We start from the raw sequence: 21132 nt of genomic DNA, 5'->3' as shown, positions 1-21132 counted from the left end.
TGTGCGGACCACACCGGTGACGCAGGTCAGGGTGGTTCGTCACCGATGAGGGAGATATCACTCCCTGGTCATGTTCATCCCCCCTTGGGAAACGCGTTAACAGCGACATAACCTGGGATCACGCCGGTGGGCGCCGCCCCGCCACGGTGAAAATCGGACCATGGTCCGGTCTTCACCGCGCCCGGGAAGGTTTAGCGGGGTTCGCGCGTGGAACAACGGGCAAGGCCGGCCGTCATCGGAAAAAGCGCGATCGCGCGGACCCGAGAGGGACACGAGCGGGAAACGCCGGACACACGACGATTCGCATCGTCACCGGGCCGGCGTGTATAAGAGAACCTGCCCGAAACCGGGCGACCCGAACACCACCGGCGTCACGAGGACGTGAACGCGACACGGCGGGTGCCCCGGGGCGCCCACAACGGCGGGCCACAACTCCATCACGTACGCAGCAGGGCCAATGTCGTCCCGAATGCGCTTTTCACAAAGCCGACTTCAAGACGACAGGAGGGTAGATGCCTGCTGGAAACGTGCGGCGTTCGTCCGTCCGAACGAACCCCGAAGCCACACCCCAGGGCCTGTACGACCCCGCCCACGAACACGACGCCTGTGGTGTCGGGTTCGTGGCCGACCTCACCGGCCGCCGCAGCCACGACATCGTGGACAAGGCGCTGACCGTCCTTCGCAACCTCGACCACCGAGGCGCCTCCGGGGCCGACCCCGACGACGGCGACGGCGCGGGCATCCTGACCCAGGTCCCCCACGAGCTCTACGCCGAGGTCTGCGACTTCGACCTTCCCGAGGCGGGCGCCTACGCCACCGGCATCGGTTTCCTCCCCGCCGACGCGGCCGCACGAGCCGCCGCCGTGGAGCGGATCGACGCCATCGTCGCCGAAGAGGGCCTCACCCTCCTCGGCTGGCGCGAGGTCCCCTTCGAGCCCCGCTACAGCGGTCCCGCCGCCCGCGAGGTCATGCCCTACTTCGGGCAACTGTTCATCACCGGCCGCGAGGGCGGCCCCACCGAGGGCCTGACCGGTATCGACCTGGAGCGCCACGCCTACTGCGTCCGCAAGCGCGCCGAACACGAGACCGACGTCTACTTCCCGAGCCTGTCCCCGCGCACCATCGCCTACAAGGGCATGCTCACCACGCCCCAACTGGAGCCGTTCTTCCCGGACCTGTCCGACCGGCGTTACACCTCCGGCCTGGCCCTGGTCCACTCCCGGTTCTCCACCAACACCTTCCCGTCCTGGCCGCTGGCCCACCCGTTCCGCTACGTCGCCCACAACGGTGAGATCAACACCGTCAAGGGCAACCGGAACATGATGCGCTCACGCGAGGCCAAGCTCGCCACCGACCTCATCCCCGGTGACCTGGACCGCGTCTTCCCCATCGTCGACCCCGACGACTCCGACACCGCGTCCTTCGACGACGCCCTGGAACTCATCCACCTCGGCGGCCGCTCCCTGCCGCACGCCGTCCTGATGATGATCCCGGAGCCCTGGGAGAACCACACCGAGATGGACCCGGCCGTCCGGGCCTTCTACGAGTACCACTCGACCCTCATGGAGCCCTGGGACGGACCGGCCTCGGTGTCCTTCACCGACGGCACCCTCGTCGGCTCCGTACTGGACCGCAACGGTCTGCGCCCCGGGCGCTACTGGGTCACCGAGGACGGCCTCGTCGTCCTGGCCTCCGAAGCCGGCGTCCTGGACATCGACCCCGCCACCGTCGTGCGCAAGGGCCGCCTACAGCCGGGCCGTATCTTCGTGGTCGACACCGCCCAAGGGCGCATCATCGAGGACGAGGAGATCAAGGCCGACCTCGCCGCCGAACACCCCTACCAGGAGTGGATCGACGCCGGAGTCCTGCGCCTGAACGACCTCCCCGCAGCCGAACCCACCCCGGTCACCGAACCGGACCTCGCCCAGAGGGTGTTCGGCTACACCGAGGAGGAACTGCGGATCATCCTCACCCCGATGGCCCGCACCGGCGCCGAACCCATCGGCTCCATGGGCACCGACACCCCGGTGGCGGCCCTGTCCGACCGCCCGCGCCAACTCTTCGACTACTTCTCACAGAACTTCGCGCAGGTCACCAACCCGCCACTGGACGCCATCCGCGAGGAGATGGTCACCAGCCTGTCCACGCTCCTGGGCGCCGAACACAACATCCTGGGCGCCGGCCCCGGCGACAACCGGCGCCTCGTCCTGCCCACCCCGGTCGTCGACGAAGCCGAACTGGCCGCCATCGTCGCCGCGGGACAGACCGACCCCGCGCTGAAGACCTTCACCGTCGACGGCACCTACCCCGTCGACGGCGGCGGTGACGCCCTCTCCGCCCGCCTGGCCGAGATCGAAACCGAGGTCTCCGCGGCCATCGCCGACGGCGCCCACATCCTGGTCCTCAGCGACCGCCGCGCCGACGCCACCCGCGCACCCATCCCGTCACTGCTGCTGACCGGGTCCGTCCACCACCACCTGATCCGCGAGAAGACCCGTACCGAGGTCGGACTCGTCATCGAGGCCGGCGACGTCCGCGAATGCCACCACGTCGCCCTCCTGCTGGGCTACGGCGCCTCCGCGGTCAACCCGTACCTGGCCCTGGAGACCGTCCGCGACCTGGTCCGGCGCGGCACCCTCGCCGACGTCGACGCCGACACCGCCGTGCGCAACACCCTCAAGGCCTACGCCAAGGGTGTCCTCAAGGTCATGTCCAAGATCGGTGTCTCCACCGTCAGCTCCTACACCGGCGCCCAGATCTTCGAGGCCCTGGGCCTGGGCCAGGAGGTCATCGACCGCTGCTTCACCGGCACCACCTCCCGTCTGGGCGGCGTCGGATTCGACGTCCTCGCCGAAGAGGTCGCCATCCGTCACCGCCGCGCCCACACCGCCAACCCCAACGCCCACCGGCGCCTGGAGGTGGGCGGTGAGTACCAGTGGCGCCGCGAGGGCGAACCCCACCTGTTCAACCCCGAGACGGTCTTCAAGCTCCAGCACTCCACCCGGAGCCGCAAGTACGAGATCTTCAAGGAGTACACGAACAGGATCGACGACCAGGCCGAGAAGCTCATGACCCTGCGTGGGCTCTTCCGACTCAAGGAAGGCGTGCGCGAACCCATCTCCATCGACGAGGTCGAACCCGTCTCGGAGATCGTCAAGCGCTTCTCCACCGGAGCCATGTCCTACGGCTCCATCTCCGCGGAGGCACACCAGACCCTCGCCATCGCGATGAACCGCCTCGGTGGCAAGTCCAACACCGGAGAGGGCGGCGAGGACCCCGACCGCTTCACCCGCGACCCCAACGGGGACCTGCGACGCAGCGCCATCAAGCAGGTCGCCTCCGGTCGCTTCGGCGTCACCTCGCACTACCTCAGCAACGCCGACGACATCCAGATCAAGATGGCCCAGGGCGCCAAGCCCGGCGAGGGCGGACAACTGCCCGGCCACAAGGTCTACCCGTGGGTGGCCGACACCAGGCACTCCACCCCCGGCGTCGGCCTCATCTCGCCGCCGCCCCACCACGACATCTACTCCATCGAGGACCTCGCCCAGCTCATCCACGACCTCAAGAACGCGAACCCGTCCGCACGGGTCCACGTCAAACTGGTCTCCGAAGCGGGAGTGGGCACCGTCGCCACCGGCGTGTCCAAGGCGCACGCCGACGTCGTCCTCATCTCCGGCCACGACGGAGGAACCGGCGCCTCGCCGCTGACCTCCCTCAAGCACGCCGGTACCCCCTGGGAGCTCGGCCTCGCCGAAACCCAGCAGACCCTGCTGCTCAACGGACTGCGCGACCGCATCGTCGTCCAGGCCGACGGCCAGATGAAGACCGGCCGCGACGTCGTCATCGCCGCCCTGCTCGGCGCCGAGGAGTACGGCTTCGCCACCGCACCCCTGGTCGTCTCCGGCTGCGTCATGATGCGCGTGTGCCACCTCGACACCTGCCCGGTCGGCGTCGCCACCCAGAACCCGCTCCTGCGGGAACGGTTCTCCGGCAAGGCCGAGTACGTGGTGAACTTCTTCGAGTTCATCGCCCAAGAGGTCCGCGAATACCTCGCCCGGCTCGGCTTCCGCAGCCTCGACGAGGCCATCGGCTCCGTCGACCTGCTCGACACCGCCGACGCCGTCGACCACTGGAAGGCACAAGGCCTGGACCTGTCGCCCATCCTGCACGAGGTCGAACCCATCGCCGGCGACCACCGCTCCCGGCGGCGCGACCAGGACCACGGCCTGGAAAAGGCCCTGGACAACACCCTCGTCCAACTCAGCGAGGGCGCCCTGGACTTCGGCCGGCCCGTCGCGCTCCAACTGCCGGTCCGCAACGTCAACCGCACCGTCGGCACCATGCTCGGCCACGAGGTCACCAAGCGCTACGGGGCCGAGGGCCTGCCCACCGACACCATCGACGTCACCTTCACCGGATCCGCCGGACAGTCCTTCGGTGCCTTCATCCCCAAGGGCGTGACCCTGCGCCTCCAAGGCGACGCCAACGACTACGTCGGCAAGGGTCTCTCCGGCGGACGCGTCATCGTCCGCCCCGACGAGAACTCACGCCTGGTGGCCGAGGACCACATCATCGCCGGCAACGTCATCGCCTACGGCGCCACCTCCGGCGAGATCCACCTGCGCGGCATCGTCGGCGAACGCTTCTGCGTCCGCAACTCCGGAGCCACCGCCGTCGTCGAGGGCGTCGGCGACCACGGCTGCGAGTACATGACCGGCGGTCGCGCCGTCGTCCTGGGCCGCACCGGCCGCAACTTCGCCGCCGGCATGTCCGGAGGCGTCGCCTACGTCCTCGACCTGGACCCCGAACGCGTCAACGGAGAAATGGTCGAGATCGAGGAACTCACCGACGACGACCGCGACTTCCTCACCGGAGTCCTCGCCCGACACCACGCCGAGACCGGATCCACCGTCGCCGAACGCCTCCTGGTCGCCGGACACCAGGGCCTGGACCGCATCGCCAAGGTCATGCCGCGCGACTACAAGCGAGTCCTGCTCGCCAAGGCCGAGGCCGAACGCGAAGGACGCGACGTCGACGAGGCCGTCATGGCCTCCGCGCAGTCCTGAAAACCCGGTCCACGAAAGGAGGAAGAACCATGGCAGACCCCAAGGGTTTCCTGAAGATCACCGAGCGAGAGCTCCCCGCGCACCGGCCCGTCGACGTGCGCATCCAGGACTGGCGCGAGGTCCACGAGGACTTCGACCGAGGAACCGTCACCAAGCAGGCCTCACGCTGCATGGACTGCGGCATCCCCTTCTGCCACAACGGATGCCCGCTCGGAAACCTCATCCCCGAGTGGAACAACCTCGTCCACACCCACGACTGGGCCGAGGCGATCGAACGACTCCACGCCACCAACAACTTCCCCGAGTTCACCGGCCGCCTCTGCCCCGCACCCTGTGAATCGGCCTGCGTGCTCGGTATCGACCAGCCCGCCGTCACCATCAAGAACGTCGAGGTCTCCATCATCGACCGTGCGTGGGAGGAAGGCTGGGTCAAGCCCCTGCCGCCCACCCACCGCACCGGCAAGAAGGTCGCCATCGTCGGCTCCGGCCCCGCTGGCCTGGCCGCCGCACAGCAACTCACCCGCGCCGGACACGACGTCACCGTCTACGAACGGGCCGACCGCATCGGCGGCCTGCTCCGCTACGGCATCCCCGAGTTCAAGATGGAGAAGCGGCACATCGACCGCCGCATCGCCCAGATGACCGCCGAAGGCACCACCTTCCGCACCGGCGTGAACATCGGCGTCGACCTCACCGTCGAACGACTCAAGAGCGACAACGACGCCGTCGTCCTCACCGGCGGCGCCACCCGGTGGCGCGACCTGCCCGCCACCGGCCGCGAACTCGACGGTATCCACCAGGCCATGGAGTACCTGCCCCTGGCCAACAAGGTGCAGGAGGGCGACCTCGACCGCGCACCCATCCACGCCCAGGGCAAACACGTCATCGTCATCGGCGGCGGTGACACCGGCGCGGACTGCGTCGGCACCGCACACCGCCAGGGCGCCGCGTCGGTCACCCAGCTGGAGATCATGCCCAAGCCCCCGACCACGCGCCCCGACCACCAGCCCTGGCCCACCATGCCCATGCTGTACAAGGTCACCAGCGCGCACGAAGAGGGCGGCAAGCGGATCTACTCCGTCAACACCCTGGAGTTCCTCGGCGACGAGAACGGGCACGTCCGCGCCCTGAGACTCGTCGACGTCGAACGCGGCCCGAACGGCTTCGAACCCGTCGAGGGCACCGAACGCGAGATCCCCGCGGACCTGGTCACCCTCGCCATGGGCTTCGTCGGCCCCGAGACCAAGGGCATGATCGAGGACCTGGGGGTCGAACTCGACGGCCGCGGCAACGTCGTCCGCGACAGCGACTACAGGACCACCGTCGACGGCGTCTTCTGCGCCGGCGACATGGGCCGTGGACAATCCCTCATCGTGTGGGCCATCGCCGAGGGCCGCTCCGCAGCCGCCGCCGTGGACCACCACCTCACCGAGGACGGGACCCTGCCGGTCGCCATCGCGCCCACCGAGCGCCCGCTCGTCTGACCGAGAGGCCCCAGAATCCGCCCGGGCGCGGGGGCTACCCCTCGCGCCCGGCACGTCTCTAGGCTCAAGGACATGATCTACCGACTGATCGGTGAAGGCGCGATGGCCCTGCACATGGCCTTCCTCGTCTACGTCGCCGTCGGCGGATTCCTCGCCTGGAAGTGGCCACGCGCCTTCTGGCCCCACCTGGCCTGCGCCCTCTACGGTCTCGGCATCACCTTCATCGGATGGGACTGTCCCCTGACCCACGTCGAGAACTGGGGACGAGAACGAGCCGGGCAGGAGGGCCTCTCGGACACGGGGTTCGTCGACCACTACCTCACCGGGGTCGTCTATCCCGCCGAACACCTGACCGGCATCCGACTCCTCACCGCCCTCATCGTCGCGGTCTCCTGGGCCGGGCTCCTCGTCATCCACCTACGTCGTCGACGAAGACCATCCTCGGACACGGCGTAAAGATCGCGAATGGATCCCGCGCACGTCCTTCACCCGCAGGTCACACGGGTCTACGGTCGAGACATGACCGTTATGACCTGGGACTCGTACCGCGCAGCCGACCACTTCATCATGCGCAGCGCCCGGCTCATCGACCGGCACCGCTTCGCCTTCCACTTCCAGTCAGCGTCCGCACAACCCGTATACGCGTCACTGGCCGCCCACCGAAACCTCGACGGCGGCTACGGCAACAGCCTCGACCCCGACCTTCGGGGGCACGGCAGCCAACCCGTCGCCACCGAGACCGCCCTGCGCTACCTCGACGAACTCGGAGCCATCCCCGAGGACGTCGGACAGGGCATCTGCCTCTTCCTCGCCGGCAACGCCAACGACGACGGCGGAGTACCCGCCGTGCTGCCCACCGTCCGCCACACCGAAGCCGCGCCCTGGTACCGGGAGACCCGCGACTTCTCCAGCCGCCTCGACGTCACCGCGATGATCATCGGGCTGCTCCACAAGAACAACGTCGCCCACCCGTGGCGTGACCGGGCCACGGCCTACTGCTGGAAGACCATCAACGGGCTCCACTGGACCGACCCGCACGAGGCCATCGGCATCTGCACCTTCCTGCAGTACGTGCCCGACCGGCCCCGAGCCGTGGCCACCATGAACCACCTGGCCACCATGATCCGCGCCGTCATCGACGTCCGACCGAGGGCCACCGGCCACGTGCACACGCCACTCGACCTGGCCTGCCACCCCGCCCACATCGCCCGACCGCTCTTCACCGACGCCGAGATCACCCGCAACCTCGAAGCCTTCGAGGAGGAGCAACGCCCCGACGGTGGTTGGGACGCCTGCTGGGAGCACTGGGACACCACCGCCACCCTCGAACGCCAAGGCATGCGCACCATCCAACGCATGCGCATCCTGCGCGCCTACGGTCGCCTGGTACCCGACCTGCCCCGCCCACGCCGGTCCCTCTGACGGCCCGCGCACCTGGCGCCCCGTACCGCACGCGGGGCGCCACACGATGACGTGGCCTCACCCCAACGCCAGGACCCGCACCCCCGCGCCCGACCCGCGCTGAAGCGCCGTCGACCCGGGTCCGGTTCACCTCCGGCGAGAAACGCACTCGCGGCGAGTAATACCCGGCCGCCGGCACCAGAGCGGCGGCCGGATCCGCCGTGCCCCCGTCCAGGGCCACCGATACCTGGTGCAACGAGCCCACCGTGTGCACCGACAACGCCGTCACGTCCCACGGCACGCACCGTGTCGCCTTCACCACATCCGACTCCGACAATCCCAGCAGCACCTCCTCCAAGGCCGCCACCTCGTCCACCAGAGCCGCCATCACCACGCCACGCCCGAACAACCACGCCCACCCTTCACCGACGGCGAAACGCCCACACGACAACGACCCGGAGAAACCCGCGCCGGCCCACCGACCCCACCCTCGACCACCCGATCACCCCACGAAAACGGTCACCGAGGGTGACCGAATTCGCTCCCACTCCACCTCGCATACGTCCGTTCGCAACCTGGTTTAGACCACTCCATCCCCCAGACGCTCTAAAGTGATACATGTGACACGTCGAGCAAAGATCGTTGCGACCCTTGGCCCCGCCACCTCGAGCCCGGAGACCCTCCGGCAACTCGTGGATGCGGGCTTGGACGTCGCCCGCCTCAATCTCAGCCACGGAACCCATGACGACCACTACGCGAGCCTGACCAACCTCCGGCAGGCCGCACAGGACGCCAACCGCGCGGTCGGCGTCCTCGCCGACCTCCAAGGGCCCAAGATCCGCGTCGGAACCTTCCCCGACGGGCCCATCGAACTCGAAGCCGGTGACGAGTTCACCGTCACCATCGAGGACGTCCCCGGCGACCGGAACAGGGTCTCCACCACCTACAAGGGACTCCCCGGCGACGTTCGCCCCGGCGACCGCGTCCTCATCGACGACGGCCGCGTCGTGCTGGAATGCACCAAGACCACCAGCACCGACGTACAGACCCGCGTCATCTTCGGCGGCACCGTCTCCAACCACAAGGGACTCAACCTCCCCGGAGTCTCCGTCAGCGTCCCCGCCCTCACCCAGAAGGACGAGGACGACCTGCGCTGGGCCCTGCGACACAACGTCGACATGGTCGCCCTCTCCTTCGTCCGCAGCCCCGCGGACGCCGAGGAGTGCCACCGCATCATGGACGAAGAGGGCCTCACCGTCCCCCTCATCGCCAAGATCGAGAAGCCACAGGCGGTCGAGCGCCTCCAGGACATCATCGAGGTCTTCGACGGAGTCATGGTCGCCCGCGGCGACCTCGGCGTCGAACTGCCCCTTGAGAACGTCCCCATGGTGCAAAAGCGCGCCGTGGAACGCTGTCGCGACAAGGCCAAGCCGGTCATCGTCGCCACACAGATGCTCGAATCCATGATCAGCGCGCCCCGGCCCACCCGCGCCGAGGCCTCCGACGTCGCCAACGCCGTCCTCGACGGGGCCGACGCCGTCATGCTCTCCGGTGAGACCAGCGTCGGCCAGTACCCCATCGAGACCGTCGAGACCATGGCGCGCATCGTGGGGGCGGCCGAGCAGGAGTCCCTGCGCGCCTCGCACATCCTCAACCGGGTGCCCGAGACCACGGGTGGCGCCATCGCCCGTGCCGCCGCCGAGATCGGCGCGACCGTCGGCGCCAAGGCCCTGGTCGCCTTCACCATGTCCGGTGAGACCGCCCGGCGCCTGGCCCGCTACCGCTCGCCCATCCCGCTGCTGGCCTTCACCACCGAGGAGAGCACACGCGGCCACCTCTCCCTCACCTGGGGAGTCGAGAGCAACCTGGTGCCCTGGGTCGACAACACCGACGACATGGTCCGCCAGGTCGAGAGCGAGCTCCTGGGACTCGGCGACTACCACAAGGGCGACAAGGTCGTCATCGTCGCCGGTAGCCCGCCCGGAACCACCGGTTCCACCAACTTCCTGCGCGTGCACCGAATCGGTGACGCCGTCGCCTTGAACAACAACTGACGCGGGGCGCCCACGGCGCCCGCACCCACGGGCCGCATCAGGTCCGGCCCGGAGCCCGGCGGAATGAGTCACGCCGGAGCGTTCCGGGCCGACCGGTGCGGCGGGGGAGTGGACGGGCCGGCCTCGGCTCAGTCCTGGTTCGAGGAAGCGCCTTCGAACGGAACCCGCTCCAACGGCATGTCCCACGGCAACAGGTTCCACGGGCTGCCCGAGTCGTCGTCCAACAGACCCAGCGCCACCCACAGCCGGTCCTCGTCCCCGTGGTCGCCGCCCACGCCCTTGTCGGGCCACAGCAGATAGCCCGCGTGGAAGGCCGACGACAGCTGTCCCCACGACGAGTACCGCCGCTGTAGGTCCGAGGCCACCCGCCGCAGGAGGGTCTGCGTCTCCACCGGGCTCAACCAGTCCAGCGACGCCCCACCGCACACCAGTCGGATGACGTGCACCGACTTCCACCACTGGTAGGCGCCGATCATCACCGTCTCGTCGCCCTCGGCGACCCCGGTGACCGACCGCAACCGCGTCACCTGTTCGTCGGACAACCGCACCATCGCGCCGGTGTCCTCACCGCCGTCGGGCAGGCGCGAACGCGCGATCCCCGACCGCAGGTCCACCGCCAGGTCCAGACTCGGGCCGGAGTGCAGCTCCTCCAGCAGACGCTCGACCGCGGCCAACAAGGACTCGCGGTCCACCACCGACCACTGCTGCTCCAGCATCCTTCGGTAGCGGCGTCGCAGACTGGGCCGGGCCACCACGTCCCAGGGTTCGGCCAACGCGACCCGGAACGGGGCCGCGACCGCCGCGGCCCATCGTTCGGTGCTCAACGGGGCGTCAGGCGACTTGGTCCGGATCGTCGGTTGTTCACGCGAGCCCACCACCAATTCGGCGAAGGAACCGGTGGCCAGCGCGAGCGTCGGCACGAACGACCAGCCGGGAAGATCCAGGGCCACCAGCACGACCGCGAGCAACGCCACCGGAGTCCACAGCCACGGCTGGCGACGGCGGGATCCCCAGGCCACCACGACCCAGGCCCCGATCACCAGCGCGCCGATCACCCCGGCCAACGCGGTCAACACCCGATGCCCCTCTCCTCGCGCCAAGCCCGTTCGGGCAGGGCTACACGACATCAAGGATCAGGGACGGCGGAGCTCCACCGCGACCGAACCCACGGGTTGTGCTCAGGTTGTGGCCGTGATGTGACCGGTTCAGCGTGCCTGTGCCCCCAGAAAGTGACAAAAGACCTATTTGGGGTCTAAATGGTCGGGTAGTTACGGAGGTTCTGGCCAGTCTGTCCCACAAAGGCCAGAACCCCCGAAAAACCACCCGGGACGCAGGTCAGCCCAGTGCGTCCACCACTACTTCGGAGGCCTGCGCGATCAACGCGTCGTCGTGCTCGGCGCCCTCGACATCCATGCTCGACATCACCGCCAGCACGATCGGCTCACCCTCCTCGGGCCACAGCACCGCGATGTCGTTCCGGGTCCCGTAACCACCGTTGCCGGTCTTGTCACCCACGACCCAGCCCTCCGGCACACCCGCCCGGATCAGGTCGTCCCCCGTCACGTTGCGAACCATCATGTCCGTCAGAACCTCACGGCGGTCGTCCGGCAGGACGTCCCCCAGAATGAACGCCTCCAGGCTCCCCGCCATCGCCTTCGGAGTACTCGTGTCCCGCACCTCACCCGGGACCGCGTCACTCATCTCCACCTCGTACCGCTCCAACACCGTCACATCGTCACCGGTCAGCTCACCCAGCGACTCCGTGAACCCCGCCGGACCCCCGATCTCGTCCAGCAACAGGTTCGCCGCCGCGTTGTCACTGAACCGCGTCGTCGCGTCACACAATTCCAGCAACGACATCCCCGAATCCAGGTTCTCCTCCACCACCGGCGAATGCGGCTGCAGCACCCCCTCGTCGAAGGTCACCACCCGCTCCATCTCCTCCAACGAGTTCTCCGACAACACCACCCCCGCCAGCAGCGCCTTGAACGTCGAAGCGAACGCGAACCGGTCGTCCGCCTGGAACGCCACCTCCTCACCCGACCCCGTGTCCAAGGCGTACACACCCAGCCGCGCGTCGAACTCCTCCTCCAACGCCTCGAATTCCGCCGCGTAGTCCACCACCGCGGCCGACTCCGTCGCCGACAGTGAAGACGCCCCCGAAGGACCCCCCGCGCCCTCCGAGGCCCCACAACCCACCAACGGCACCAACAACGCCGCCGCCACGAACCCGCGCACCCCGAAACCCCACACCCTGGACCCCGACATCACGACCCCCATCGAAAACTCCCGACACTCGACGAACACGAACCAGGACCGGCCCGCTCCCGCAGTCTCGCCGGCCCCCACCCATGCTGTCCAAGACGAAAACGACCAATCCCATGCCAGAAGCGCATAACCTCAGGTCATGGACCTCGTAGGAGCCTGCAACGCCTTCGTCCACGTCAGCGACAGAGGCAGCTTCACCCACGGAGCCGCAGCCGCACACATCCCCCAACCCGTCGCCAGCCGACGCATCGCCGCCCTCGAAAAACACCTCGGCGCACCCCTCCTCGACCGCACCGGACGCCACCCCACCCTCACCCAGTTCGGCCACGCCGTCCTCCCCACCGCCCGACGCCTCGTCGACCTCGCCCACACCCTCGAACACGACGCCGCCACCGCCCGCCTCACCCCACTCCGCATCGCCGTCCCCACCACCTGCACCACCCACGACCTCGCCCACCTCACCGCCCGAGCCCGCCACCACGACCTCAACCTCGACCCCCACCCCGCACCACCCGCACAGCGCACCCACCTCCTCCACACCCACCAGGTCCGCGCCGCCCTCACCGCCGTCGCACCCGACCAGGCCACCTGGACCGCACCCCTGGGCCTGGCCACCCACCACCCGCCCACCGCGCACACCCACTACCTCGAAACCCTCAGGGCCGGACGCGCCCCCACCACCCCACGCCGACGCGTCTGGATCCAACCCGAGGACGACACACCCCACATCCGCGACCCCCTCACCCGTACCGGCCACGCCCTGGGACTCCACCCCACCCAGATCACCGTCGCCACCAGCCTCACCACCGCCACCGCCGAAGTCCTCACCACCCACGACCTCCTCCTCTGCACCCCGCACCAGGCCGAACGACTCGACCTCCACTGGCGTCCCATCGGAGAAATCCACCCCACCCGCGACCACACCGCCACAGGAGAACAAGCCGAAACCCTCCGCACCCACCTGCACGCACACATCGCCCGCTGCCTCGGAGCCACCCACCCGTGATCACCCACCGCCTGCGCGCCGAACTCCACGAAGCCGGACTCCACGGCTCCTTCCTCGTCCGCGACCTCCACACCGGTCACGAGATCGGCATCGAACCCGACACCGAATACGCCACCGCGTCCCTGGTCAAAGTCCCCCTCGCCCTGGCCACCCTCCACCGCATCCACCAAGGCGAACTCGACGGCGCCACCCCCATCCACCTCACCCCCACCCACATCGACGCCGGACCACCCGGCACCGGCCCCTTCGGCATCAGCAAGTTCCGCCACCCCGTCACCATCGCCATCGACGACCTCCTCCACCTCAGCACCTGCCTCAGCGACAACATCGCCGCCGACGCCCTCTTCGACCTCACCCCGCCCACCCACGTCAACCGACTCCTCCACGAGCACCGGATCCAGGGCCTCACCGTCCGCCACGGCATCGGCACCCTCAACGCCACCCCCGCGGAACGGCTGGCCCCCGACGAGACCCACCTCGCCCACACCCTCGCCATCCAGGCCGGCACCGACGGACGCGGCCACCACATCCCCCAACTCGACGTCACCATCGCCAACTCCGGCTCCGCCCGCGCCCACGTCGACCTGCTCCACGCCCTCTGGCGGCCCACCCACATCCACCCCGACGTCGCCCACGGCGTCCGCGCGCTCATGGCCGACAACATGATCCGCCACCGTCTCGCCCCCGACTTCACCAGCGACGCCGCCACCTGGGCGTCCAAGACCGGCACCGTCCTCAACCACCGCCACGAGATCGGCGTCGTCGAACACACCAACGGTGAGGCCTACGCCATCGCGGCCCTCACCGCGTCACAGGTCCCCGCCCGCCACCAACCCGAGGCCGAAGCCCTCATGGGCCGCGTCGCCCGCGCCCTCCGTGACCACCTGCGCTCCACCTGAACGCATCACAAGTCGGGGCGTTCCGGGCGGTTACCGGCGCCGATTCAAAACCCGCATCGCACAGAATCCCTGTTTCCCCCACACGAGGGCCTCCGATCCCATAAGAATGTTGGTGAAGGAACCCCCTCATCTCCTCCTGAGGGTGGCTCCTGGACCGAGCCCACGGGATCCCCTCCCCGAGGCTCGGTCACACGTGGCGCGGAACTCGACCCCATCGCGATTCGCGCCGCCACAGGGCCGTCCCGGCCGGTGCCCCCACCGGGACGGCCCCTTCCGTTGCTCGTGCCGGGACCGACGAAAGTCCTTCGGGATTCTGGTTCTGCTCACATGAGCGCCCTGTATCCGCTAGAAATGGCGGTGAAGGAACCCCCGCCCCTCCTCCTACGGGGGTTTCTGAGTCGGTCGTGCCCGGATATCCCCCTTTCCGGGGTCCGGCCGTGTGTGCCTGACGCGAAGTCCCCACACGCTTCGGGCGCCACTCGCCCTTCGGGGCTCCGGGGCCGTTCCGGTGAGCACGTTTCGTCCACCGGAACGGCCCCGCACATCAGTGCTTGGGCCCCACGAAGGCGTCCAACCTGGCCACGGCCTCCCTCCGGGAGACCGAGACGACGTGCGTGTCCCTGCGCCGTGGTTCGGACGGCTTCCTCACCTGTGCCTTCCAAGCCACATCCAGATGGTCGAGGGTGGTGGTGAGCAGCCCGACGATGTCCGTCGAGACGTTGGTGAATTGGTAGCGGGGGTATTCGTAGGACTTCACCTCGCCGTCCGGACGCTTCTTGCGTATCCGGTTGATGAGCCGGCACCCGTCGGAGTGGATCAACCCGCGAACGAAGGCCTTCGGTTCCGCGTCCACGATCTCCTGCTGCCACCTCTCCAAGAGGATGCGCCGGTCATGCTTCTTACCGGGGCCGTGCTGGGGGAAGACGCACGGCCAGTGCTTCCAATCGCCGTGCACCTCGGTACAGCCCTGGGAGGGAACCCGGGACACCTTGTGGTGGGGGCGGATCGAGGACAGGGCCAGGACACACTCGTCGATGAGCCCCGGCCAGTCGTCGCCGCACATGATGCGGAGCCGCCACACGCCCTTGGTCGGGTCACCTGCCGGGGTGATGCAGCCGTCGCCGAGATAGAGACCCAGGAGATAGGCGTAGGAACGCCCATCGGTGGGCGGTCGGGGGATGGGTTCGCAGCGCGGACAGAGGTCGGTGTCCTCGTACTTGTCCACCAGGGATCGGTCGGTCATCCAAGTACGAAGAGTGGACCGGTTGATCCCGGTGCGCTGAGCGACCTCCGAGTAGGAGATCCCCGAGTCGAGAAGGGAGGTGGCTTGACGCCTGACATGCGGTGAGTACATGCAGTGCATGTTCGCTCACGCTTCGGACATTCTCGGGTCGCGTGGTCCTGGGCAGCAAGAAAGCCACCCGATTGGATGGCTTTTTGGTGTCCTGGGTGGGATTCGAACCCACACTGGATGGTGTTTGAGACCATTGCCTCTGCCGTTGGGCTACCAGGACGGGTTCACTTTGTCAAGTGATTTTCCGGGGCCTTCAATAGTCGGTTAGGCGATGCTCGGTCAACAGTGGTGTCACGATTGACCGGCATTGCCGGGGCCAACGCACAGCATACTAGCGGATCTCTGTAACCTCGTGTACGTGACGAGGACGCAGAGCCGTGTGGTGATCGCGGAAGACGAGGCCCTGATCCGCCTGGATCTCAAGGAGATGCTGGAGGAGGACGGCTATGCCGTCGTGGGTGAGGCCGGTGACGGCGAAGCCGCCATCAGGCTCGCCCGCGAGCTCAAGCCGGATCTGGTGATCACCGACATCAAGATGCCCGTGCTCGACGGCCTCACGGCCGCCGAGCGTATCGCGGGGGAGCGCATCGCCCCCGTGGTGATCCTGACCGCCTTCTCTCAGCGAGAGTTGGTCGAACGGGCCCGGGAGGCCGGGGCCATGGCCTACCTGGTCAAACCCTTCAGCAAGTCGGATCTGGTGCCGGCGATCGAGATGGCGACCTCCCGGTACGCCGAGCTGTCGGCGTTGGAGGCGGAGGTCGGTGACCTCCAGGACCGGTTGGAGACGCGCAAGCTGGTGGAGCAGGCCAAGGGGCTGTTGCAGAGCCGGCACGGCATGAGTGAGCCGGAGGCGTTCCGCTGGATCCAGAAGAACTCGATGGATCGCCGTTTGACCATGCGCAAGGTCGCCGAGACCGTGGTCGAGACCCTCGGTGGACAGCAGGGCTGATCTTTCCCGCTTAGGAGAACTGAACAATCGACGTAAGGGGCCGCGCCCAAGGGGGCGGCCCCTTTGTCGTGTCTGGAATCGGGTCTCAAGTGTGGTCATCCGGTCACTACAGGTAGGACCAAGTGACAGATCGGCTGGGGTGTGGGCGGAAAACCTGGACGCCTGTACAGATTCAACTCGCATCTCATACCGGTTTGATCTCGGTTGCGCACAATGGGGTGACGGTTGTGTCACGTGGCTTTAGCTGTGCTGAATGACCACCATAAACCGGGCTAAACTCGGCGCACCGAACAGCTAAAGGACAGTGGTGCCCGAATGCTCACATCCGGGTGTCACGTGACCTCAGATGCGCAAGGAGCGCGCGTGCGCACACGTCTCGTGACCGTGTTGCTCGCCCTGATCACCGCATTCCTGGTGATCCCCGGGGCGGCGGCGACGGCAGACGAACAGGGCGGTGAGGCGCTGCACGGTCAGATCACTCAGCCCGATGATCGGGATCTCGGTGTGGAAGGCATCGAGATCACGGTCTTCGAGGGTGACGACGAGATCGAAGCGGCGGCGACCGACTCTGATGGAAATTGGGAAGTGGTGTTGCCCGGACCGGGCGACTACCGCGCAGTGGTGGATCAGGAGTCCATCCCCAGCGAGTACGAGGTCCGCGAGACGGTTCTCCTCGTCGGTGGTGAGGCCGAGGTCACGGTCGAGGCCGATGAGCGGCGACCGCTGATCGTCGCCTTGGACGAGGCCGGTACGGCCGCGGAGGAGCCGGAGGAATCGGAGAGCCCCGCGGAGGGTGACGGCGCCGCGGAGGAGGACGAGGAGGCCGCCGCCGACGACGAGGCCCTGGAGGTCGAGGGGGTCAGTGGTGGCTTCGGTGATCGCTTCGCCCAGCTGACCGCGGCCGGTCTTCTCTTCGGCCTGGTCATCGCGGTTTCCGCGATCGGTCTGTCGTTGATCTTCGGGACGACGCAGATCATCAACTTCTCGCACGGTGACATGGTCACCTTCGGTGCGATGATGGCGCTCCTCTTCAGCACCGGCGCGGCCGGGATGGGCAACTCCCTGCTGGCGATCTTCGCCGGTCTGGGCGTGGCGATCCTGTTGGGCGCGTTCATGGAGAACAGGCTCGGCCGGACCCTGTTGATCGTTCTCCAGTGGACGGCGATCTTCGGTGGTATCGCCCTGGCGACCCTGTTGGGTGTGCTCGGTGACGCCTTCGAGTGGCAGGTGCCGCTATGGGCGGCGGCCGCGATCGCGGTGGTCATGGGCGCGGTGCTGGGCGGCACGATGGAGCGCTACCTGTGGCGTCCGTTGCGCAAGCGCAACGTGGCCCTGATCCAGATGTTCATCGTGTCGATCGGTGTGGCGCTGGTGCTGCGGCACGTGCTCCTGGTGCTGTTCGGCGCGAACCGGACGCGGTACGCGGGCTTCCAGGTGCAGGAGTTGGTGCACCTGGGTCCGGTGTCGATGCCGCCTCGCGACCTGGTGATCATCGCCGTGGCCATCGTGATCCTGGTGTTGGTGGCGTGCCTGCTGCAGTTCACCCGTATCGGCAAGGCGATGCGCGCGGTCTCGGACAACCGGGACCTGGCGGAGTCGTCGGGTATCGACGTGGACCGCGTGACGATGTACGTGTGGCTGCTCGGTGGTGGTCTGGCCTCGCTGGGCGGTGTGCTCTTCGGCCTGAACCAGGTCGTGGACTACGAGATGGGCTTCCGTCTGCTGCTGCTGATGTTCGCCGCGGTGATCCTCGGTGGTCTGGGCACGGCCTACGGCGCGATGGTCGGCGGTCTGGCCGTCGGTCTGGTGGCGATGTTGTCCACCCTGTGGTTCCCCGCACAGCTCATGAACGCGTGGGCTCTGGCCCTGATGATCCTCATGCTGCTGATCAGGCCCCAGGGTCTGCTCGGTTCGCGTGAGCGGGTCGGCTAGGAGAGGTAACGATGGATATTCTCATGATCCTCGCCGAGGCCGCTCGATCCGCGGTCGGCCCGGTCGCGGCGATCTACGCGTTGGCCGCCGTGGGGTTGAACCTGCACTTCGGTTACACGGGTCTGCTGAACTTCGGTCAGGTCGGCTTCATGCTGGTGGGCGCCTATGGCGTGGGAATCAGCGTGGCGGTGTTCGACCTGCCGGTGCTGGTCGGTTTCCTCGTCGGCCTGGGTTGTGCGCTGGTGTTGGCGTTGCTGCTCGGTATCCCGACTCTGCGGTTGCGGGCCGACTATCTGGCGATCACGACGATCGCGGCGGCGGAGGTGCTGCGCCTGGTGTATCGGGCGGGGTTCGCCGAGCCGGTGACCAATGGTGTCTACGGCCTGCAGAACCTGTCCTCGGGCTTTCGTGAGGTGAACCCGTTCGACGCGGGTGGGCGTTACGGGGTCGGGGCGATGACGTTCACCGGTAACCAGATGTGGTTGATGACGGTGACGTGGGGCCTGGTCGCGGTGTTCGCCGTGTTCACGTGGATGTTGATCCACAGCCCCTGGGGCCGGGTGATCAAGGGCGTTCGCGAGGACGAGGACGCGGTGCGCAGCCTCGGCAAGAACGTGTTCGCCTACAAGATGCAGGCGTTGGTGCTGGGCGGCCTGATCGGTGCGTTGGCGGGCGCGATGCTCGCGGTGCACCAGGGGGCGATCCAGCCGGACCAGTTCAAGCCGCAGGTGACCTTCTTCCTGTGGGTGATCCTGCTGTTGGGCGGTGCGGGCCGTGTGTTCGGTCCGATCATCGGTTCGATGGCGTTCTGGTTCCTGATGAACTTCACGGACGGGTTCTTGAAGGGCTTGGGCCGTGAGGGGTTGTTGCCCTTCCTGGAGGGGCCCGACTACGGCGCGATCCAGTTGGCCTTCGTGGGGCTGTTGCTGGTGCTGTTGATCGTCTTCCGGCCGCAGGGGCTCATCGGTGACCGCAAGGAGATGCTGATCAATGTCAAGTGATGAGGTGGACACCTCCGCGGCGGTCGAGGTCGACCGGATGGCGGACGCGGTGGCCGAGCCCGGGTCGCCGAAGTCGGACCCGATCCTGGTGGCCGACAGCGTGAAGCGTTCCTTCGGTGGTCTGACCGCGGTGGACGTGAACCACTTGGAGGTGCAGCGGGGGACGATCACTGCGCTGATCGGTCCGAACGGTGCGGGCAAGTCGACGTTCTTCAACCTGTTGACCGGGTTCGACCGGGTGGACAAGGGCCGGTGGACGTTCGAGGGTAAGCCGATCAACGGTCGTCGTGGCCACCAGGTGGCGCGGGCCGGCATGGTGCGGACGTTCCAGTTGACCAAGGCCCTGACCCGCATGACGGTGCTCGACAACATGTTGTTGGGTGCTCAGGGCCAGTTGGGCGAGCGGATGGTCGGCGCGTTCCTGCGGCCGATGTGGCGTTCGCAGGAGAAGGCCAACACCGAGCGCGCCATGGAGTTGTTGGAGCGGTTCAAGCTCGTCGACAAGCGTCAGGACATGGCGGGTTCGTTGTCGGGTGGTCAGCGCAAGCTGTTGGAGATGGCGCGCGCGTTGATGACCGATCCGAGCATGATCATGTTGGACGAGCCGATGGCGGGTGTGAACCCCGCTCTGGTGCAGTCGCTGTTGCAGCACATCACGTCGTTGCGGGACGAGGGCAAGACGGTCCTGTTCGTCGAGCACGACATGGACGTGATCATGGGCATCAGCGACTGGATCGTGGTGTTGGCGCAGGGCGGGGTGATCGCGGAGGGTCGTCCTTCGGACATCCGGTCCGACCAGCAGGTGATCGACGCCTACCTGGGAGCCCAGGAGGTCGAGGGCGAGTCCGGGGAGAGTGGCGATGAGTGAGGAGAACGGCGGGTCGCGCCCTGAGCCGGAGGAGGTTCCGGTGGAGGCCGAGGAGGCCGCCGCGGTCCAGGAACACCGTGAGGAGGTCTTGGAGCACGCCGGTGTGGCCTTGGAGGTGGGTGGTCCGGAGGACTATCTGCTGTTGGCCCAGGACATGGTGGCCGGTTACGTGCCGGGGGTGAACATCCTGAACGGGTGCACCCTGACCCTCTCCGAGGGTGAGGTCGTGGCGATCATCGGTCCGAACGGCGCGGGCAAGTCGACGTTGATCAAGACGATCTTCGGGCTGATCCCGGTACGCGAGGGTTCCTTGACGTTGCGGGGTTCGAGTATCGCGGGTCTGCCGGCGCACGGTCTGGTGGAGCGTGGTGTGGGGTACGTGCCGCAGACGCGGAACGTGTTCCCTTCCCTGACGATCGAGGAGAACCTCCAGATGGGGGCGTTCCTGCGGCCGAAGTCGTTCGCGGAGCGGTTCTCGGTGGTCTCGGACCTGTTCCCGTTGTTGGGGAAGCGGCGCCGGGCCAAGGCGGGTTCGCTGTCGGGCGGTGAGCGTCAGATGGTGGCGATGGGTCGGGCCTTGATGATGGACCCGTCGGTGCTGTTGTTGGACGAGCCGACCGCGGGGTTGTCGCCGATCTACCAGGAGGAGGTCTTCCAGCGGGTCAAGGAGGTCAACTCCACGGGTGTCTCGGTGATCATGGTGGAGCAGAACGCGCGACGTTGTCTGCAGATCTGTGACCGCGGGTACGTGTTGGACCAGGGCCGGAACGCGTACACGGGTACGGGTCGGGACCTGTTGAACGATCCGAACGTGATCGAGTTGTATTTGGGGACGCTCGCCAAGGCGTGAGCGGTGGGTCTTGGGACCCGGGCGAAGAGGGGGTGGGGCCGCGCGGCCCCACCCCCT

15 protein-coding genes and 1 tRNA gene are annotated in these 21132 nt (G+C 67.7%); 12 read left to right on the top strand and 4 right to left on the bottom strand.

Translation table 11 applies throughout. The features are described 5' to 3' along the window. Positions 1-512: 512 nt before the first annotated feature. The 5 genes from gltB to pyk all read left to right on the top strand — a co-directional run bounded on the left by gltB (position 513) and on the right by pyk (position 10008). Positions 513-5069, top strand: a complete 4557-nt coding sequence (gene gltB, locus ABZ717_RS16435; protein ID WP_358510735.1) for a glutamate synthase large subunit — start codon at positions 513-515, stop codon at positions 5067-5069. Between the two features lie 29 nt (positions 5070-5098). Further along, the gene (locus ABZ717_RS16430; protein WP_358510732.1) at positions 5099-6553 is read left to right on the top strand and encodes a glutamate synthase subunit beta; all 1455 of its coding nucleotides are present in this window, start codon (positions 5099-5101) and stop codon (positions 6551-6553) included. A gap of 72 nt (positions 6554-6625) precedes the next feature. Further along, entirely contained in the window at positions 6626-7009 is a 384-nt protein-coding gene (locus ABZ717_RS16425) for a DUF2784 domain-containing protein (protein WP_358510729.1), read from the top strand. Positions 7010-7081: 72 nt separating this feature from the next. After that, a complete protein-coding gene (locus tag ABZ717_RS16420) occupies positions 7082-7975 on the top strand; it encodes a prenyltransferase (RefSeq protein ID WP_358510830.1) in 894 nt (297 codons plus the stop codon). A gap of 599 nt (positions 7976-8574) precedes the next feature. Beyond that, entirely contained in the window at positions 8575-10008 is a 1434-nt protein-coding gene (pyk, locus tag ABZ717_RS16415; protein WP_358510726.1) for a pyruvate kinase, read from the top strand. A gap of 128 nt (positions 10009-10136) precedes the next feature. On the opposite strand, the gene ABZ717_RS16410 is transcribed toward pyk, so the two are convergent. Next, the gene (locus ABZ717_RS16410) at positions 10137-11084 is read right to left on the bottom strand and encodes a DUF1266 domain-containing protein (RefSeq protein ID WP_358510723.1); all 948 of its coding nucleotides are present in this window, start codon (positions 11082-11084) and stop codon (positions 10137-10139) included. A gap of 259 nt (positions 11085-11343) precedes the next feature. Next, positions 11344-12276, bottom strand: a complete 933-nt coding sequence (gene bla / locus ABZ717_RS16405; protein WP_358510720.1) for a class A beta-lactamase — start codon at positions 12274-12276, stop codon at positions 11344-11346. 139 nt (positions 12277-12415) lie between these two features. On the opposite strand from bla, the gene ABZ717_RS16400 reads away from it, so the two are divergent. Together ABZ717_RS16400 and ABZ717_RS16395 are read left to right on the top strand one after the other, a co-directional pair. Then, positions 12416-13282 (top strand): LysR family transcriptional regulator, encoded by an 867-nt coding sequence (locus ABZ717_RS16400; RefSeq protein ID WP_358510717.1) that lies wholly within the window; start codon positions 12416-12418, stop codon positions 13280-13282. Next, complete coding sequence (locus ABZ717_RS16395) at positions 13279-14181, top strand: serine hydrolase (RefSeq protein WP_358510714.1); 903 nt, start codon at positions 13279-13281, stop codon at positions 14179-14181. Before ABZ717_RS16400 ends, ABZ717_RS16395 begins: the two co-directional genes overlap by 4 nt. Before the next feature lie 544 nt (positions 14182-14725). Here the strand turns inward: ABZ717_RS16395 and ABZ717_RS16390 are convergent. Together ABZ717_RS16390 and ABZ717_RS16385 are read right to left on the bottom strand one after the other, a co-directional pair. Continuing rightward, positions 14726-15535 (bottom strand): transcriptional regulator, encoded by an 810-nt coding sequence (locus ABZ717_RS16390; protein WP_358510712.1) that lies wholly within the window; start codon positions 15533-15535, stop codon positions 14726-14728. Between the two features lie 84 nt (positions 15536-15619). After that, a tRNA-Leu gene (locus ABZ717_RS16385) sits at positions 15620-15695 on the bottom strand. 159 nt (positions 15696-15854) lie between these two features. Here ABZ717_RS16385 and ABZ717_RS16380 point away from each other — a divergent pair. The 5 genes from ABZ717_RS16380 to ABZ717_RS16360 all read left to right on the top strand — a co-directional run bounded on the left by ABZ717_RS16380 (position 15855) and on the right by ABZ717_RS16360 (position 21075). Further along, positions 15855-16424, top strand: a complete 570-nt coding sequence (locus ABZ717_RS16380) for a response regulator (protein WP_358510827.1) — start codon at positions 15855-15857, stop codon at positions 16422-16424. A 363-nt stretch (positions 16425-16787) separates the two neighbouring features. Continuing rightward, entirely contained in the window at positions 16788-18356 is a 1569-nt protein-coding gene (locus ABZ717_RS16375; protein ID WP_358510709.1) for a branched-chain amino acid ABC transporter permease, read from the top strand. A gap of 11 nt (positions 18357-18367) precedes the next feature. Continuing rightward, complete coding sequence (locus ABZ717_RS16370; protein ID WP_358510706.1) at positions 18368-19357, top strand: branched-chain amino acid ABC transporter permease; 990 nt, start codon at positions 18368-18370, stop codon at positions 19355-19357. Beyond that, entirely contained in the window at positions 19347-20225 is an 879-nt protein-coding gene (locus ABZ717_RS16365) for an ABC transporter ATP-binding protein (protein ID WP_358510703.1), read from the top strand. Before ABZ717_RS16370 ends, ABZ717_RS16365 begins: the two co-directional genes overlap by 11 nt. Beyond that, on the top strand, positions 20218-21075 hold the full coding sequence (locus tag ABZ717_RS16360; protein ID WP_358510700.1) for an ABC transporter ATP-binding protein: 858 nt from the start codon (positions 20218-20220) through the stop codon (positions 21073-21075). Before ABZ717_RS16365 ends, ABZ717_RS16360 begins: the two co-directional genes overlap by 8 nt. Positions 21076-21132 lie beyond the last annotated feature (57 nt).

This window comes from Nocardiopsis sp. NPDC006832 (assembly GCF_040635885.1).
GTDB lineage: Bacteria > Actinomycetota > Actinomycetes > Streptosporangiales > Streptosporangiaceae > Nocardiopsis.
The sequence above is the reverse complement of the archived record's forward strand: the minus strand, read 5'-3'. Positions and strand labels throughout refer to the sequence as shown.

Coding starts and splice junctions, on each gene's coding strand:
- gltB (WP_358510735.1), top strand. CDS start 513: ATGCCTGCTGGAAACGTGCGGCGTTCGTCCGTCCGAACGAACCCCGAA.
- ABZ717_RS16400 (WP_358510717.1), top strand. CDS start 12,416: ATGGACCTCGTAGGAGCCTGCAACGCCTTCGTCCACGTCAGCGACAGA.
- ABZ717_RS16360 (WP_358510700.1), top strand. CDS start 20,218: ATGAGTGAGGAGAACGGCGGGTCGCGCCCTGAGCCGGAGGAGGTTCCG.
- ABZ717_RS16420 (WP_358510830.1), top strand. CDS start 7,082: ATGACCTGGGACTCGTACCGCGCAGCCGACCACTTCATCATGCGCAGC.
- ABZ717_RS16425 (WP_358510729.1), top strand. CDS start 6,626: ATGATCTACCGACTGATCGGTGAAGGCGCGATGGCCCTGCACATGGCC.
- ABZ717_RS16430 (WP_358510732.1), top strand. CDS start 5,099: ATGGCAGACCCCAAGGGTTTCCTGAAGATCACCGAGCGAGAGCTCCCC.
- ABZ717_RS16390 (WP_358510712.1), bottom strand. CDS start 15,535: ATGTACTCACCGCATGTCAGGCGTCAAGCCACCTCCCTTCTCGACTCG.
- ABZ717_RS16370 (WP_358510706.1), top strand. CDS start 18,368: ATGGATATTCTCATGATCCTCGCCGAGGCCGCTCGATCCGCGGTCGGC.
- ABZ717_RS16365 (WP_358510703.1), top strand. CDS start 19,347: ATGTCAAGTGATGAGGTGGACACCTCCGCGGCGGTCGAGGTCGACCGG.
- bla (WP_358510720.1), bottom strand. CDS start 12,276: ATGTCGGGGTCCAGGGTGTGGGGTTTCGGGGTGCGCGGGTTCGTGGCG.